Raw genomic sequence first — 16,462 nt, forward strand, 5'->3', positions numbered from 1 at the left:
ACATGGCTGTTCTGATCGACGAAAACACCAAGGTGATCTGCCAGGGCCTGACCGGCTCGCAGGGGACCTTCCACACCGAGCAGGCCATCGCCTACGGCACCAAGATGGTCGGCGGCGTGACCCCCGGCAAGGGCGGGATGGAGCATATCGGCCTGCCCGTCTTCAACTCGGTCCACGAGGCGAAGCACGTGACCGGGGCGAATGCCTCTGTCATCTACGTGCCGCCCCCGTTCGCGGCCGATTCGATCCTTGAGGCGATCGACGCCGAGATGGAAGTGATCGTCTGCATCACCGAGGGCATCCCGGTTCTGGACATGATGCGCGTGAAGCGCGCGCTGATGGACACCAGCTGCCGGCTGGTGGGGCCGAACTGCCCCGGCGTGATCACGCCCGACGCCTGCAAGATCGGCATCATGCCCGGCCACATCCACAAGCGTGGCAAGGTCGGCGTCGTGAGCCGCTCGGGCACGCTGACCTACGAGGCGGTCAAGCAGACCACCGACGTGGGCCTGGGCCAGTCGACCTGTGTCGGCATCGGCGGCGACCCGATCAAGGGGACGGAACACCTGGACGTGCTGGAATGGTTCCTGGCCGATGACGAGACCGAGGCGATCATCATGATCGGCGAGATCGGCGGCTCGGCCGAGGAAGACGCGGCACAGTTCCTGGCCGACGAGAAGAAGAAGGGTCGCTGGAAGCCCACCGCCGGCTTCATCGCGGGCCGCACGGCGCCTCCGGGCCGCCGCATGGGCCATGCCGGGGCCATCGTGGCCGGCGGCAAGGGCGGCGCGGACGACAAGATCGAGGCGATGAAATCCGCCGGAATCGTCGTCGCCGACAGCCCCGCAGGCCTGGGCGAAGCCGTGCTGGAAGCCATCGGCTGATCCATGAGACAACCGGGTGTCCCACGCGTGGGACACCCGGCGCTGCCTATAAAACCAACAGGTTACAGAGGCGGATTTACACTTTGGTAACTTTTGCCGCACCCGACCTTTGCTCCGGGTGACAGCTATGCCCGGCTCATGGGACAGTTAACGCAAACGTTGACGCATTGACCCACACGTTCAGGGAGCCCGAGACATGGCCCTTTCCCAGACACCGACCCAAGCCACCAACGGCGCCCTGACGCAGGGCACCGCCCCTCCCGAGACCGACGGGAAACCGGCGGACGAGGGGATCCGGTTCCTTGGCAAGATCCTTGGCCGCGTCCTGCACGTGCAGGAAGGCGGCATGGCCTACGACACGGTGGAGACCATCCGCCTGGCCTCGATCGATTATCACCGGGGCGGGGCCGAAGTGGCCTATGACCGCCTGCGCAAGACGATCGACGGGCTTTCGGACGGGCAGACCCTGCATGTCGTCCGCGCCTTCACCTATTTCCTGCACCTGCTGAACATCGCCCAGGACCAGGAGATGCTGGCCTCGGGCCGGTACCGGACCTCGCAGCTGGCCGATGTGCTGGACCATGTCCGCGACACCGGCATGACCACCGAGCAGATCCAGCGATTCTTCCGCGAGGCGCTGGTTTCGCCCGTGCTGACCGCCCACCCGACCGAGATCCGGCGGCAAAGCATCATGCGCTCGGAGTTCCAGATCGTCCGCCTGCTGGACGAACGCGCCCGCGCCCGGCAGGTGGGATTCGACCACCAGGATATCGACGACGCGATCGAGCGCGAGATCGCCACCCTGTGGCAGACCCACATGCTGCGCCGGTCGAAGTTGACCGTGAACGACGAGATCCGAAACGGGCTGGCCTATTTCGATCACACCTTCTTCCAGGCGGTGCCGAAGATCATGATGGCCGCCCATCGCGCCATGGGGCTGGAGAAATCGGCCGAGGTGCCGCCCTTTCTGCGGATCGGCACATGGATCGGCGGCGACCGCGACGGCAACCCCTTCGTGACCGAGGCGGTGCTGCGCGACTGCTTCCGGATGCAATCGGGCCACGCCCTGCGCCATTACATAACCGAGGTCGACAAGCTTGGCGGAGAACTGTCGATGTCGACCCGGGTAATCCCGGCCAGCGACGAGATCGAGGCCATGGCCGAGGCCTCGCCCGATGCGTCGAATCACCGGATGGACGAGCCCTATCGCAAGGTGCTGGTGGGCGTCTTTGCCCGGCTGGCCGCCACGCTGAAGGAGATCGACCCCGACAGCCCGCCGCCGCGCAAGACACTGCCCGCCGCGCCCTATGGCCGGCCTTCGGAATTCCTGTCCGATCTCAACGCGATAGACACCTCGCTGCGCGCCAACCACGGCGAGATCATCGCCAGCGGTCGGCTGCGCGATCTGCGCCAGAAGGTGCGCAGCTTCGGCTTTCACCTGTCGACCGTGGACCTGCGCCAGAACTCGGCGATCCACGAGGCGACGGTGGCCGAGCTGTTCGAGGCGGTCGCGCCCGGCACCGATTACATGGAAATGGACGAAGACGCCCGCCGCGCCCTGCTGCGCGAAGAGCTGAATTCGCCCCGCTCGCTGCTGCGCCCGTTCTGGGAATACAGCGAGGCCACCGAGAAGGAGCTGCGGATCTTCAACGCCGCGCGCGAGATCCTCGACCGGTTCGGGCCGCAGGCGATCACCACCTCGATCATCTCGAACGCGCAATCGGTGTCGGACGTGCTGGAGCTGATGGTGCTGCTGAAGCAGGCCGGCATCCTTGACCCGCAGGGCAATTGCGAGGTGGCCGTCGTGCCGCTGTTCGAAACCATCGCCGACCTGCAGATGGGCCCGCAGATCATGGCCGAGCTGATGGACCTGCCGGAATATGCCCGCGTGCTGGACGCACAGGGCGGACGGCAGGAGATCATGCTGGGCTATTCCGACAGCAACAAGGACGGCGGTTTCGTCACCTCGGGCTGGGAACTGCACAAGGCCGAGCGCGAGCTGGTCAAGCTGTTCAAGGAGCGCCATCTGAAGCTGCGGCTGTTCCACGGGCGCGGCGGATCGGTCGGCCGGGGCGGTGGCCCCGCGCGCGAGGCGATCGTCGCCCAGCCGCCGGGCGCCGTGGACGGGCAGATCCGCCTGACCGAACAGGGCGAGGTGATTTCCTCGCGTTATTCCAACGCGGTGATCGGCTATGACCACCTGCAGACGCTGGTGGCGGCGACGGTCGAGGCCTCGCTGATCCCGGGCGCCGACCTGGTGTCGGAAGAGGCCGAGGCGATCCTGGAAAGCCTGTCGGCCCATGCCTTCCGCACCTATCGCGAGCTGGTGTTCGAAACGCCGGGGTTCGAGGATTTCTTCTGGAGCTCCACGATCATCAACGAGGTGGCCGAGCTGAACATCGGCTCGCGCCCGGCCTCGCGGTCGAAATCGCGCGAGATCACCTCGTTGCGGGCGATCCCCTGGGTGTTTTCCTGGGCGCAATGCCGGATCATGCTGCCCGGCTGGTACGGGTTCGGCACGGCGGTGGCGAAATGGCGGGCCGAGAACCCGGGCAGCGACGCGCTGGCGCGGCTTTATGAGGAGCTGCCGTTCTTCCATTCGATGGTGTCCAAGGTGATCTCGATGATCGAGAAGAGCGACCTGTCGATTGCCGAGCATTACGCCGACCTGGTCGAGGACAAGGCGCTGCGCGACCGGATCTTCTCGCGGATCCGCGAGGAATGGGAAGCGACGGTCGAGGCGGTCGAGCAGATCACCGGCGAGCGGCCCGATACCGGCCTGTCTGACCGGAGCCCCTATCTCGATCCGCTGAACCACATCCAGGTGTCGCTGATGAAGCGGTCGCGTTCGGGCGAGGACGTGTCGGAACGGCTGCGGCGCGGGCTCTTGCTGTCGATCAACGGGGTCGCCTCGGGGCTGCGCAACACCGGCTAGGCCGGCGGTCGGGGGGCCGGGGGCAGCGCATTTGCCCCGGCCGCACCGGAGGATACGCCGGACATCAGGCGAATCGCGGTGCCGGACCTGCACGGGATGGCGGCGCTGCGGCGCCCGGGCGACTGCACCGGGCCAAATCCGCGCGCCCTGCGCGGCCGGCGGTGCATTCTGCACTCGCCACATGGCAGATCACACTGTTAAGCTCCGCCCGAACGCCCGGAACGACCCCGGCCGCGTCACTGCCACGGCAGTGCCACATCCCGAGGGTACCAAGCAATCAATACAGCAGATCAACAGCTTGTCTGGAGGTCGGGATATCAACGGAGAGCGACATGTCTGATGAAAAGACGGTACTGGTCCTGCAGGGCGGTGGCGCGCTCGGCGCCTATCAATGCGGCGTCGCAGAAACGCTGGGCGCGGCCAACACCCCGGTCGACTGGGTCGCCGGGATCTCGATCGGGGCGATCAACTCGGCCCTGATCGCCGGCAACGCGCCCGAAGACCGGATCCCGGCCATGCGCTCCTTCTGGGAGCGCATCACCTCGATCTCGAAACCCTTCGATTTCTGGACGGCCTGGCACCCGCGCCGCATGGCCAACAACATGTCGGCCTTCCGCACCACGATCACCGGCGCGCCGGGCTTCTTCCAGCTGCGCATCCCGTCCGCCTCGCTCCGCGCGCCCGGCACCCCCGGCGCGCACAGCTTCTACGACACGGCGCCGCTGCGCGACACGCTGCTGGAGCTGGTGGATTTCGACCGGATCAACAACGATGGCTGCCGGCTGAGCGTCGGCGCGGTCAACGTGGAGACCGGCAACATGACCTGGTTCGACAGCCACGAGACCGAGATCCGCCCCGAGCATATCATGGCTTCAGGCGCCCTGCCCCCGGGCTTTCCGGCGGTGGAGATCGACGGATCGCTCTACTGGGACGGGGGGCTGGTGTCGAACACGCCGCTGCAATGGGTGCTTGAATCGCAGGACGGCCAGTCGGACCTGTCGATCTTCCAGGTCGACCTGTTCCCGGCCAGGGGCGATTGCCCGCAGTCGGTCTGGGGCTCGGAAGCGCGCGAGAAGGAGATCCGGTTCTCCAGCCGGACGCGGCTGAACACCGACGTGCTCCTGGGCCTGCACGAGATGCACAAGACCGCGCGGCGGCTGGCGCGCAAGCTGCCGCCCGAATTCCGCGACGATCCCGACCTTGCAAAGCTGATGTGCGGCGACCGCGACCCCCGGATCAACATCGCCCACCTGATCTATCGCCGCTCCGCGGCCGAAACCGGCTCCAGCGATTACGAATTCTCGCACCGGTCCATGCAGCTCCACTGGGAGCAGGGCAAGCGCGATGCCGAACGCACGCTGGCCCATTCGCGCTGGCAGAACCGTCATTCCGGCTCTGACCTGATCGAGACCTTCGATCTGGCCGAGATCCCGCAAGACCATCCCGCATCCCCCGAAAGGACAGAACATGAAAGCCACGGACGTGGTCGCAAGGGCGTTCTCGATGCCTCTGACAAGCCCCGCCTACCCAAAGGGCCCGTACAGATTCATTGACCGGACCTATTTCACCATCGCCTACCGGACCGATCCCAAGGCGCTGGAAGCCGTGGTGCCCGAGCCGCTGAAGGTCGTCGGCGACGTGGTGAAGTACGAGTTCATGATGATGCCCGACAGCACCGGCTTCGGGTCCTACAACGAAAGCGGCCAGGTCATCCCGGTGGAATTCAACGGGGTCCAGGGCAGCTATACCCACGCCATGTTCCTCAACGACGAGGCCCCCATCGCCGGCGGGCGCGAGATCTGGGGCTTCCCGAAGAAGCTGGCGCAGCCCTCGGTCGAGGTGGTGCAGGACACGCTGGTCGGCACGCTGGACATGAACGGCGTGCGGGTGGCGACGGCGACCATGGGGTACAAATACGAAACGCTGGATGCGGCCGAGATGGCCAAAAGCATGGACGCCCCCGGCTGGCTGCTGAAGATCATCCCCCGCGCCGATGCCTCGGGCCCGCAGATCTGCGAACTGGTGGAATTCCGGCTGGAAGACCTGAACGTCAAGGGCGCCTGGTCCGGCCCCGCCGGGCTGCAGTTCTACCAGCACGCGCTGGCGCCGCTGACCGACCTGCCGATCCTCGAGGTTCTGGGTGCGACCCAGATTCACACTGACCTGACGCTGGGCCTGGGCAAGGTTGTCCACGACTACCTCGCCTGATCCCCTTTCAAGACAAGGAAGCACAGACATGACACTGGATCTTACCGGCAAATCCTGCATCGTCACCGGCGCCGCGCGCGGCATCGGGGCGGAAATCGCCAAGCGCTATGTGCAGGGCGGCGCCAAGGTGGCGATCGCGGACCTGGACCTGGCCTCGGCGCAGGCCACCGCGAAGGAGCTGACCGACATGGGCCCGGGCGAAGCCATGGGCATCGCCATGAACGTCACCGACGAAGAGGCCGTGAACGCCGGCGTCGCCGAGGTGGTCGAGGCCTGGGGCACTGTCGACGTGCTGGTGTCGAACGCCGGCATCCAGATCGTGCACGAGCTGGTCGATTTCCCCTATGACGACTGGAAAAAGCTGCTCTCGATCCACCTGGACGGTGCCTTCCTGACCTCGAAGGCGGCGATGAAGCAGATGTACAAGCAGAACTCGGGCTCGATCATCTTCATGGGTTCGGTCCATTCCAAGGAAGCCTCGCCGCTGAAATCGGCCTATGTCACCGCCAAGCACGGGCTGATCGGGCTGGCCAAGGTGATCTCGAAAGAGGGCGCGGCCCATGGCATCCGCGCCAACGTGATCTGCCCCGGCTTCGTGAAGACCCCGCTGGTGGAAAAGCAGATCCCCGAGCAGGCGAAAGAGCTGGGGATCTCGGAAGAGGACGTGGTCAACAACATCATGCTGTCGGGCACGGTCGACAAGGAATTCACCACGGTCGAGGACGTGGCCGAAGTCGCCTATCTCTTTGCCGCCTTCCCGAGCAATGCGCTGACCGGGCAATCGCTTGTGGTCAGCCACGGCTGGTTCATGAACTGATCCCGGGCCCCTGGGCCGGTGTCACGGGCGGGGCTGCATGGCCCCGCCCGTTTTCGTGTCAGACGCCGCAGCCGCCCAGTCGGGCCTGCGCTCAGGCGTCGATCCACTGGTAAGCCCAGGTTTCCGTCAGGCGGCGGTCGTACCCCTCGATGGCGGCCTTCAGCTCTACCACCGCATCGCGCTTGGCACGCACTTCGATCACCAGGCGCCAGATGTCCTTGCCATCGACCGGGGACAGGATCGCCTCGGCCACCTCGCCGCCGGCGGCGCTGACCACCGGTTCGATCTCGGCATCGCGGGGCAGACCGCTGAGCACGCCGCCGGCGAAATCCACGACGAACTTGCGGGTATCGGCCTTGGTCTCGACCCCGGCGACGCCGCCTTCGCCGACCCGAGTGCGCACCACGCGCGCCAGGTTCGCGGGCGCGGCCCCCGGCGGGTTCAGACCCCAGTACAGGTTGTACGACAGCTCCAGAGCATCGCCCGCCCTGCGCTCGCCCTCGGGCACCCAGAAGGCGACGATGTTGTCGTTGATCTCAAGGTCCGAGGGGATCTCGACCAGGCGCACCGCGCCCGGACCCCAGTCGCCCAGGGGTTCGACCATCAGCGAGGGGCGTTCGCCGTAATGCGCCTGCGCGTCGAGGTAATCCTCGAAATCGCGGGACCTCTGCACCAGCCCGAAGGATTTCGGCGCCTGCGCCCCGATATAGGAATTGCCCAGCCGCGGCGGGTTGTTGAGCGCGCGAAACACCGTATCGCCCGAGGCGAGGTTGACCACCAGCGCCTCGCTGTCATGCACGGCGGCGCGGTAATCGTCGAACCCGCCCCGGTCGGCCCCCGAGAAGAGGTACATCGACGTCAGGGGCGCGATCCCCACCTCGGAGACATCCTCGCGCAGGTAGACCCGCGCGGTGACCTCCATTCGGGTGTCTTTCCCGGGGGTGATGACAAAGCGGTAGGCCCCGGTGACCGACGGGCTGTCGAGCGCGGCATAAAGCGTGACGCTTTGCTGTCCCTCCGCCGGGCGTTCCAGCCAGAAATGCGAGAAGCGCGGGAATTCCTCGCCCTCCGGCAGACCGGTGTTCAGGGCAAGGCCCCGCGCGCTGAGCCCATAGGCCGTGCCGCGCCCCAGCGCCCGGAAGTAGCTGGCGCCCTGGAACACGACCAGGTCGTCGAAGATATCGGCCCGGTTCAGCGGCGTATGCAGGCGAAAGCCCGCGATCCCCGGCATTTCGGTGTTTTCCGGCACGCTGGCCGCCAGCTCTTCGTCGTCATATTCGAAATCGTCGGTGGTAAAGGTCATGTCCCGCACCTGTCCGTCGACGATCTCGTGCACCTTCACCGGCTCGTTGAAGAGCCAGCCGGGATGGAAGGTCTGCAGTCGGAAGGGCGCGCCCGTGTCGGCCCAGCGCGCGCGGTCGCCGTTGAAGCGGATGCGCTGGTAGGCGTCGTAGGTCAGATCGGCAAGGAATCCCTCCACCGGTTCCGGCGGCTGGTAGGGATCGGCGGCCAGCGCGCGCATCCGTTCGGACAGCACATCGAAAGAGAAGGTCTCGCCCCCCGTCTGGTCTGCGGCCTGGTCTGCCGTGGTCTCCTGCGCCAGGACGGGCCCCAGGGCGGGCAGCGCAAGCCCGGCAGCGGCGGCAGCCGTGCCAAGAAAGCGCCGGCGGTGGATATGGAAGGGCGGAAGAGGCAGGCGGGAAGAAGCTTTGGCCATCGCGAACGAAACTCTCGGCTGTGACAGGAACGGCTAATCGATCGTAGCTGATTTAAGCCATTCCGCGAGATCGCAAATACCGGCCCGCGCGCGGCGGCAGCAATTTGCCACGCGCATCGCCGGGCTTTGCGCGCGGCCCGTCCTGCGCTACCTCTGCGGGCATGACAGACGCCGCCTGCCCCCTGCCCAGGACCCACGCCCACGCCAGTGTCGGGGCGATCCCGCTGCGGCTGGCCGTGCCGGCCGCCGGGGTGCGGGGGACGGTCCTGCTGATCCATGGCCGCAACGGCGCGCCGGACCAGCCCCACATGTCGGAAATCGCGCGGGCCTACCTTGCGCGGGGCTGGCGTGTGGCCGCGCCCGAGCTGCCGCACAGCGCGGTCCTGCCGCGCTCCGGCCCGCCCTCTGACGTGACGCTGGCCGGCCATGCCGCCGCCGCCGGTCAGGTGCTGGCATGGCTGCGGGCGGAATACCCCGATGCGGCGCTTGCGCTGGCCGGACACAGCATGGGCGGCTACGCCACGGCCGCCCTGTCGCGGGAGCCGGGGCTGCACCACCTGCTTGCCGTCTCGCCCGTGCTTTCGGGCCCCCGCATGCTGAAGGCGCGCCGCGCGCTGGGCCCCGAGGCGATGGACGAGCTTGCGCGCGAGGCCCCCGCCTACCGCGCCGAGCTGGAACACGCCGATGCCACGCCCGCCCTGGCCGGGTCGGTCGCGCCGGCGGCGGTGATCACCGGGCTTGAGGACGGGCTGGTCACCCCCGACCACGCCCGTGCCTGGTTCGCCGCCGCGCCCGGCGCGCGGTTCTTCACCGCCCTGCCCGGCCAGCACCATTGCCCCGAAGGCTCTGATATGGCCCAGGCGCTGGCCGCCGCGCTCACCGCGCTCGACGCATGAGCGGCCCGGACCCTTCCTGGCTCGCCGCCCAGCGGCGCAACGCCGCGGCGATGATGCGCGCCGCCACCTCGGCCACGCATCTGACCCGCTGCCGCGCCGGTTTCGGCTGGGATGTGACGCCAGCGCCCGGCTCCATCCTCGCCTCGCCGCGCGTGGCTTCATGGGATCCCGAGCCGGATTATTTCCACCACTGGATCCGCGACGCCGCCATCGCGATCGGCGCCGTGCCCCAGGCAATGGCCGCCGATCCGGGCTCCGAAGCCTTCTGGCGTCAGGCCGTCACGGATTACGTCGCGTTTTCGCTGCGTGTCTCTGATCCGGACGCTTGTCCGATTTCCGAGAACCCGCTGAAACCTGCGACACGCCCCGATCACCTCGACTACCTCCGCCCCGACGCAGAGCTGGCCGCGCTGACCGGGCATCGCCGGCTGGAGGAACCGCGCGTCGCCGCCGACGGCACGCCCGACCTCGAACGCTGGAGCCGCCCGCAGGACGATGGCCCGGCGCTGCGCGCGGTGTCGCTTTTGCATCTTCGGCCACTGATGGCCGAGGCCCGGAGCCCCGAGGCCGAAGCGCTTGTCGACCGTGACCTGGCGCAGGTTCTGCGCACCGCCGGCCGCGACTCGATCGGCCCCTGGGAAGAGGCCCCGGCCCGGCGGACCACCTTCACCCTCATCGCGCAATGGGATGCGCTGATGCATGGCGCCGCCCGCGCCACCGAGCGCGGCGCGCCCGATACGCCCTGGTGTGCAGCGGCCGAGCGGGTCGTCGCGCTGATGGACGAGGCAGCGGACCCTGCCTCGGGCGGCTGGCGCGAGTCGGTGGAGGCGCCGGAGGGCGCGCTTGACAGCGCCACGGTTCTGGCGATCGCCCATGCCGCGCGCGAGGCCGGGCCTTTTGCCCTGACCGCGCCCCGGACGCGTGCGACGATGCAGGCTCTGGAGACGCTCTTTGCCGATCTCTACCCGATCAACCACGGCCACGCGGTGCCCCTGATCGGACGCTGGCGCGCGGACGTGTATTTCGGCGGCAACCCCTGGCTGCCCAACACGCTGGGCTTTGCCGAGTTGGACTATCGCATCGCCGCGCTGACCGGCGACGGCGCCGTCTTCTACAGGGCCGAAGCGCGGATGCGGCGGATCGCCGAAATCTGCCCCGATCCCGGCCAGCCCCTGCCCGAACAGGTGGCCAAGACTGATGGCAGCCCGACCGCCTGCCTCGCGCTGACCTGGTCGGCGGCGGCGTTTCTTGGGGCCACCGGCGCGCGGGAGGCGGCGGTTCAGGCGCTGTCCAGGTAAGGGGCGCGGAACCCAAGCCGCGCGAGGCCCTGCCGCACTTCGCGCCGATTTGAGACAATGTCCCATATCAAGCCCGAGCGATGGTTCTCCAGCCCGATCACGATGGGCGCCTGGTCGATCGCCAGCCGGCTTTCGGCCACCCAGTCGCGCGACAGGTTGAAGGCATCGACGAACCCCGCCTCGCCCCAGATCCGGTCGCCCAGGTCATCGTGCAGGTGGCGCAGGACGGGCATGGCCTCCTGTGGCGCATAGGGCAGCGAGGACAGGGCCGCGGTGGGCGTGATCGTCCCGGTGTCTTCGGTCGGCGCATGGGCGGCATAGCCGTCGGGATCGTCGCTGGCGGTCAGGCCCCAGCAGGCGGGGCCATAGCCCGTCCAGGCCTGCGGGTTTTGCAGGCAATGGTGCCGGTTGACCAGCGCATGCGCCCGGGCCTGGACGCCGTAATCGGCATGGACGTCACGCAACCCGCGCGGGTCAATGCCGAGGAAGGGATATTGCGACAGGAACAGCGGCCCGCCCCAGTCCGAGCCCAGAGGCAGGCGCGTGTCGCCGTAAAACTGGCCATTGTGGAAGGCCGGCGCGGTGGCCCAGCTGTCATGGTAGATCGCCGGCGGGACCGGATGCGTGTCGGACCCGGCGGCAAGGACGAAGACCGGCAGGCATTCGTTCCAGCCCCGGATCGGCAGGGCGCCCGGCGGCCAGGGCCGATCCGGATGGCGGTGCCACATAAGTGAGACATTGTCCTGGATATGGGACGCCCAGTTCACCTCTTCGTAAAGCGCCTCGATCCGCGCGCCGATCTCGGGGGCCTCGATGAAATAGCCGGCCGCGCCCAGCAGACCGGTGAAGAGGAAGGCGGTTTCCACGAGATCGCCGCCATCGTCGCCGGCCATGAAGGGCAGAACGCGGCCGGTCGTGCCGTTCAGGAAATGCGGATAGACGCCGTCGAACCGGTCGGCCTGTTCCAGGAAGGTGACGATGCGTTCCACCCGGTCGAGGATGTCGCGGCGGGGGCGCCAGCCACGCTCGGCCGCGACGATCTGGGCCAGCAGGCCGAAGCCGGTGCCGCCGGTGCAGACGGTTTCCGCGACATCATAGCCGAATGATCCCGCACTGCGTTCGCGCGCCATGCCCGAGACCGGGTGGCTCCAGTCGAGAAAGTAGAGCGCGGTGGCCTGGGCCACGCGGTCGCGCAGGGCGGCATCGTCAAGACCGCGCATCAGCTGGACCATGTAAGCTCCACGGTGTCCGTATCGCGGCTGTTGGGTCCGACATGAAGCTGGACCAGGCCGGGGTCGCGGACCCATTCGGCGCTCTCCAGAGAGGGCGCGACGGGGTAGGCGAATTGATCGGCGCGGATCTCGAACACCAGTTCGCGCGCCTCGCCGGGGGACAGGGTGAGCTGTTTGAAATCCACCAGGAACCGCGCGGGGCGGGTGATGCGGGCCACCGGGTCAGAGGCATAGAGCTGCACCGTCTCGATCGCCTCGGTTTGTCCGGTGTTTTCAATTGTGAGTCGCAAAAGCACCTTTTGGGACACATCGGCCACCGTCGAGGACAGCGAGGGCGCACCGTAGCGGATCGGCGCATAGCCCAGGCCGAAGCCGAAGGGATAGCGCGTCAGCCCGTCGGGCATATCAAGCCAGCCGGTGCGGAACTTGGCAAACCTTCCCGGGAAGGGCCGGCCGGTGGGTTCCTCGGCATGGCTGACCGGGGTCTCGCCCGGATGCGCGGGCAGCGTGACGCACAGCCGGCCCGACGGCGCAGCGGCGCCAAACAGCAGATCGGCCACGCCTTCGGGGCCGGCGATCCCGCCGTGCCAGGCATAAAGCAGCGCATCGGCGGTTTCGGGCAGGTCGCCCAGGGCGAGGGGTCGGCCGGCGAAGACGATGGCCGCGACCGGCTTTCCGGTGGCCTTCAGCGCGCGAACAAGGCGCAGATGCGCCTCGGGCAGCGCCGGAGAGAGCGCGGAGGAGCTTTCGCCGGCATGTTCCTTCGCCTCGCCCAGGGCCGCGATGATGATGTCGGATTGGCGCGCGGCGTCCAGGGCTTCGGCGATCAGCTCGTCCTCGGACCGGGGGTCGGTTTCGACCGTCACGCCGTGCACGTTCAGCCGCGCGGCAAGCCAGTCGCGGTCGGTGATGTTGACGCCCCAGGCGGTGGCGGGCGCGGTGCCGGTCAGCGCGGTGATCGCCGCGTCCAGTGGCACGACATCGTCCCAATTGCCCGACACCGCCCAGGTCCCCAGCATGTTGCGCCGGTCGCGCGCGAAGGGTCCGACAAGGGCGACGCGGGTGGATTGCGCGATCGGCAGGACGTTGTCGTTCTTCAGCAGGACCGTCGATCGTGCGGCGGCGCGGCGGGCCAGCTTGCGGCCGTCACTGCGGGACGGCGCGGCCGTGCCGGACATGCCGTGGAACGGATCGTCCAGCAGGCCGAGGCTGGCCTTGAAGGTCAGCACGCGGCGGCAGGCCGTGTCGATCATCTCCCGGATCCGGGAGGCACCGAAGGACAGCCCGGCCTCGGGCGCATCCAGACCGGTTTCGGCCAGGGCGGGCAGCTCGGCCAGGTAATCCTCGCCCACCATGTCCATGTCGATGCCCGCGTGCAGGGCGCGCGCGACGACGACAGCGGCGGGGCCAAGGCCATGGGGCGTCAGTTCCTTCACGCCGGTGTAGTCCGAGACCACGAGGCCGTTGAAACCGGAGGTGCCGCGCAGCCAGCCCTGGATCAGCGGCGCATTGGCATGCATCGGCAGCTTGTTCACCGCGTTGAAGGCGGCCATGACGCTGGCCGCGCCGGCCTGCAGCCCGGCGGTGAAGGGCGGCAGGTAGATGGCCAGAAGATCCTCCCACGAGAGGCTGGCATTGTCGTAGTCGCGGCCCGAATCCGGGGCGCCGTAGGCGACGAAATGCTTCAGGCAGGCGGCCACGCGGTCGGGTTCGCCGATCCCGCCGCCCTGAAAGCCGCGGGTGGCCGCGACGGCGAAGCGGGAGGCCAGCAACGGATCTTCGCCCGGGCTTTCGGCGATCCGGCCCCAGCGCGGATCGCGCGACACGTCGATCATCGGCGCATAGACCTGGTGGATGCCTTCCGAGGCGGCCTCGGCCGCGGCGAAGGCGGCGGTGTCCTCGACAAGGTCGAGGTCCCAACTGCAGGCGAGCGCCACGGGCAGCGGGAAGACGGTGCGATGGCCATGGATCACGTCTTCGGCGAAGAAGAGGGGAATGCGCAGGCGCGAGCCTTCCAAAGCACGCTCCTGCATGGCGCGGGCGGAGGCCAGTGACTTCGTCCCGAAGATCGCGCCGACCTCGCCCGAATCCAGCCGTCTCGCCAGCGGCGTGCTTTGCGCCGCGCCGGTGACGAGCCCTTCGCCCGCCGCCAGGAGGTTGAGCTGCCCGATCTTCTCGGCCAGCGTCATCTCGGCCATCAGCCGTTCGACTTGCGCCTGCATATCCTGTTGCCCCGGTTGGTTACGGTTTCGACCACTGCCAGGCATATGGGGTGCGCGGGGTCTTTGTCGATGATGTCCCGGGGCGCCGTTACTCGGCCGCGTGGCGGGCGATCATCGGCTGCGCCGCAACCGGCAGAGACCTGCCGAGACCGTTCCGGATATCCAGCACGGTGCCATAGAACGGCGCCCCGTCGGGGTCGGTCGGCACGGTGTCGCCATGCAGCACGGCCAGAATCGCGGTGTCGGGCAGGGCTTCGCAAAGCGCGAGGTGGAAATCCACCACCGCGTCCACGTCAAGCGCCGAGGTCGCCTCGTCCAGCAGCAGGACCTTCGGCTTGGCCAGCAGGATCCGGGCCAGCACGAGCCGCTGTTTCTGCCCGCCCGAGAAGACGTTGCGCCAATTCTTGCCCTGGTGCAGATCGCGGTCGAGCGCGTTGATGAAATCGCCCAGCCCGACGCGCGACAGCACATGGGCCACGGCGATGTCGGAATGATCCTCGGGGTGGTCGGGATAGGTGACCAGCGCCTTGAGCGTGAGGCGGTCGGGGATGTCGGGCTCCTGCCCGGCGAAGAACAGGTCGGCGCCCTCGTGCAGGGTGACGCGTCCATGGCCATAGGGCCACAGACCCGCCACCGCCTTCAGCAGCGAACTCTTGCCGCACCCGTTCTGCCCGCGCAGGTAGACCCGGTCGCCCGGCTGCAGCGCCAGGTGCGGGACCAGCACGAAGGGATCGGCATCGTGGCCGCGATGGCACAGGCCGAGATCGTCAAGCGCGAGCACCGGGCCGGTGGCCGAGCGGGCGCGTTCGAACCGGCTGACCCCGGTTTCGGCGTAGAAGCTGTGGCGCTCGGTCACGCGGTCGACGGCGCGCGCGACCTCGGTCAGGCGGGCGGCGTTGGCCTTCAGCATGGCGATGGCTGGCATCACGTTGATGAACCACGACACGTCGCCGATCAGCTCGGCCGTAAGTTCCGACGAGGCCGCGAAATTGCGGAAGCTGAGGTTGCCGGCCATGTAGGCGGGCAGCGCCGGAAGATAGGCGAGCAGCCGGCTGGAGAGGAAATTGTAGGTGTTGGAAAACAGCAGCATCCCGGAATCGACGCGGTTCTGCCGGCCCCAGGTCTGGTCGACATCGGCATAGAGGCGCCCGTTGATCCGGGCCTGCGCGCGTTCGCCGCGCGACGCCGCCATCTGGCTGACCCGGTTCAAGAAGGCGCCCCATTCGCCGCGCCACGCACCGTTGCGACGCTGGCGTTCGAGGTTCAGGCGTTCGATCACGCGGCCCAGCATCCAGGCGACCCATGTGATCGTGGGCACGTAGACGGCGATCAGGGCGGCGACGAGGATCGCGGTGCCGTACTCTCCGGGCACCAGGTTGACGCGCGTGGCCATTACCGGGGCAAAGGCGCCCAGCGCATCGTTCGCGGCCGCACCCCAGCGATCGAGGAAGGCGACCGGCTGCGAGCGTTCGAGGATGGCGCGCGAGATGAACCAGATCGAGGTGATCGCGCCCCACAGGCCCATCGTCAGGCCGATCAGCCCGCCGTAGAGGCCGATGGAACATTCGTCGACCCGCTGGTCCAGCGCATCCGGCAGGCGCGAGCCCGATCCGGTCTCGCTCCGGTCGCTCATCAGGTCGTAGGCGACGCGTTCGTCCCTGAGCACGGCGGCGTTGTACTGGCCCACCAGCCAGCCGCGCGCGCGGCGGTGCAGCGTGGCCGAGACGAAATGCCGAAGGGCGACGCCGCACATGCGGGCGAAGAAGATCGCGAAGAAGGCCATCGCCGCCAGCAGCACGACCCGTACCGGATCGGCGCCCAGGGTGCCCGAGTGGAATTCGGCCAGCGAGGCGATGAAATCCGCGCTGGCCATCGCCGTCCAGACGGAGGCCTTGCTGAGAAGGGTCGTCAACCCCATCACGACGGCAGAAAGAAACCATGCCTCTTTCCAGCGGTCCGAGACCCAGTAGGCGCCCAGAAGCCCCCAGAAACCGGTCAACTTGCCCATCTCGCATGCCCCATTTCGCAGGCGGAGTCTTCCCGGGCCCAGACAACATATCGTCGTTGAAGGCCTGACGCACCGCTTTATGTAGAAGTCCTGACGGGCGTTTTTGCCTTGTTCCGGCAGCTCGATTTGTACCCGTGAGACAAAGCCTAACCGATGGAATCGTCGGCGGTAAACCGCCTGATGCAAATTGTCGGGAACTTTTGCCGCGTGGACCGCGTTTCCCCGACGGCAATATCGCGCCGTGA

Annotated in this window: 11 protein-coding genes; 7 read left to right on the plus strand and 4 right to left on the minus strand. The window is 67.9% G+C overall.

From position 1 onward, the window contains the following. The first annotated feature begins 2 nt into the window (after positions 1-2). From sucD to ATO3_RS05260, 5 genes are all read left to right on the plus strand, one after another. Positions 3-884, plus strand: coding sequence for a succinate--CoA ligase subunit alpha (sucD, locus tag ATO3_RS05240; protein ID WP_088648778.1), 882 nt, complete (start codon positions 3-5; stop codon positions 882-884). Positions 885-1,080: 196 nt separating this feature from the next. Next, complete coding sequence (gene ppc / locus ATO3_RS05245; RefSeq protein WP_088648779.1) at positions 1,081-3,819, plus strand: phosphoenolpyruvate carboxylase; 2,739 nt, start codon at positions 1,081-1,083, stop codon at positions 3,817-3,819. A 332-nt stretch (positions 3,820-4,151) separates the two neighbouring features. Continuing rightward, complete coding sequence (locus ATO3_RS05250) at positions 4,152-5,372, plus strand: patatin-like phospholipase family protein (RefSeq protein ID WP_088648780.1); 1,221 nt, start codon at positions 4,152-4,154, stop codon at positions 5,370-5,372. Continuing rightward, on the plus strand, positions 5,323-6,027 hold the full coding sequence (locus ATO3_RS05255) for an acetoacetate decarboxylase (protein ID WP_233152039.1): 705 nt from the start codon (positions 5,323-5,325) through the stop codon (positions 6,025-6,027). The genes ATO3_RS05250 and ATO3_RS05255 overlap by 50 nt, the downstream gene beginning before the upstream one ends. Before the next feature lie 28 nt (positions 6,028-6,055). Further along, the gene (locus tag ATO3_RS05260; RefSeq protein ID WP_233152040.1) at positions 6,056-6,844 is read left to right on the plus strand and encodes a 3-hydroxybutyrate dehydrogenase; all 789 of its coding nucleotides are present in this window, start codon (positions 6,056-6,058) and stop codon (positions 6,842-6,844) included. 91 nt (positions 6,845-6,935) lie between these two features. On the opposite strand, the gene ATO3_RS05265 is transcribed toward ATO3_RS05260, so the two are convergent. After that, positions 6,936-8,561 (minus strand): glucan biosynthesis protein, encoded by a 1,626-nt coding sequence (locus ATO3_RS05265; RefSeq protein WP_088648782.1) that lies wholly within the window; start codon positions 8,559-8,561, stop codon positions 6,936-6,938. 161 nt (positions 8,562-8,722) lie between these two features. On the opposite strand from ATO3_RS05265, the gene ATO3_RS05270 reads away from it, so the two are divergent. Both ATO3_RS05270 and ATO3_RS05275 read left to right on the plus strand, forming a co-directional pair. Next, on the plus strand, positions 8,723-9,457 hold the full coding sequence (locus ATO3_RS05270; RefSeq protein WP_088648783.1) for an alpha/beta hydrolase: 735 nt from the start codon (positions 8,723-8,725) through the stop codon (positions 9,455-9,457). Next, positions 9,454-10,755: a glycoside hydrolase family 15 protein gene (locus ATO3_RS05275; protein ID WP_088648784.1), complete on the plus strand. Its 1,302-nt coding sequence runs from the start codon at positions 9,454-9,456 to the stop codon at positions 10,753-10,755. The genes ATO3_RS05270 and ATO3_RS05275 overlap by 4 nt, the downstream gene beginning before the upstream one ends. Here the strand turns inward: ATO3_RS05275 and ATO3_RS05280 are convergent. From ATO3_RS05280 to ATO3_RS05290, 3 genes are all read right to left on the minus strand, one after another. Next, complete coding sequence (locus ATO3_RS05280) at positions 10,737-11,987, minus strand: glucoamylase family protein (protein WP_158217906.1); 1,251 nt, start codon at positions 11,985-11,987, stop codon at positions 10,737-10,739. The two genes, ATO3_RS05275 and ATO3_RS05280, sit on opposite strands and share 19 nt — an antisense overlap. Beyond that, a complete protein-coding gene (locus ATO3_RS05285; RefSeq protein WP_158217907.1) occupies positions 11,975-14,209 on the minus strand; it encodes a glycoside hydrolase family 3 N-terminal domain-containing protein in 2,235 nt (744 codons plus the stop codon). The genes ATO3_RS05280 and ATO3_RS05285 overlap by 13 nt, the downstream gene beginning before the upstream one ends. A gap of 88 nt (positions 14,210-14,297) precedes the next feature. After that, on the minus strand, positions 14,298-16,217 hold the full coding sequence (locus tag ATO3_RS05290) for an ATP-binding cassette domain-containing protein (RefSeq protein ID WP_088648787.1): 1,920 nt from the start codon (positions 16,215-16,217) through the stop codon (positions 14,298-14,300). Positions 16,218-16,462: the final 245 nt, after the last annotated feature.

It is taken from the genome of Marinibacterium profundimaris (assembly GCF_002210095.1).
Lineage (GTDB): Bacteria > Pseudomonadota > Alphaproteobacteria > Rhodobacterales > Rhodobacteraceae > Marinibacterium > Marinibacterium profundimaris.

Bases quoted from the DNA above. Each gene is read 5' to 3' on its own strand.
- ATO3_RS05275 (WP_088648784.1), top strand. From the start codon at position 9,454: ATGAGCGGCCCGGACCCTTCCTGGCTCGCCGCCCAGCGGCGCAACGCC.
- ATO3_RS05285 (WP_158217907.1), bottom strand. From the start codon at position 14,209: ATGCAGGCGCAAGTCGAACGGCTGATGGCCGAGATGACGCTGGCCGAG.
- ATO3_RS05270 (WP_088648783.1), top strand. From the start codon at position 8,723: ATGACAGACGCCGCCTGCCCCCTGCCCAGGACCCACGCCCACGCCAGT.
- ATO3_RS05265 (WP_088648782.1), bottom strand. From the start codon at position 8,561: ATGGCCAAAGCTTCTTCCCGCCTGCCTCTTCCGCCCTTCCATATCCAC.
- sucD (WP_088648778.1), top strand. From the start codon at position 3: ATGGCTGTTCTGATCGACGAAAACACCAAGGTGATCTGCCAGGGCCTG.
- ATO3_RS05250 (WP_088648780.1), top strand. From the start codon at position 4,152: ATGTCTGATGAAAAGACGGTACTGGTCCTGCAGGGCGGTGGCGCGCTC.
- ppc (WP_088648779.1), top strand. From the start codon at position 1,081: ATGGCCCTTTCCCAGACACCGACCCAAGCCACCAACGGCGCCCTGACG.
- ATO3_RS05255 (WP_233152039.1), top strand. From the start codon at position 5,323: ATGCCTCTGACAAGCCCCGCCTACCCAAAGGGCCCGTACAGATTCATT.
- ATO3_RS05280 (WP_158217906.1), bottom strand. From the start codon at position 11,987: ATGGTCCAGCTGATGCGCGGTCTTGACGATGCCGCCCTGCGCGACCGC.
- ATO3_RS05290 (WP_088648787.1), bottom strand. From the start codon at position 16,217: ATGGGCAAGTTGACCGGTTTCTGGGGGCTTCTGGGCGCCTACTGGGTC.
- ATO3_RS05260 (WP_233152040.1), top strand. From the start codon at position 6,056: ATGACACTGGATCTTACCGGCAAATCCTGCATCGTCACCGGCGCCGCG.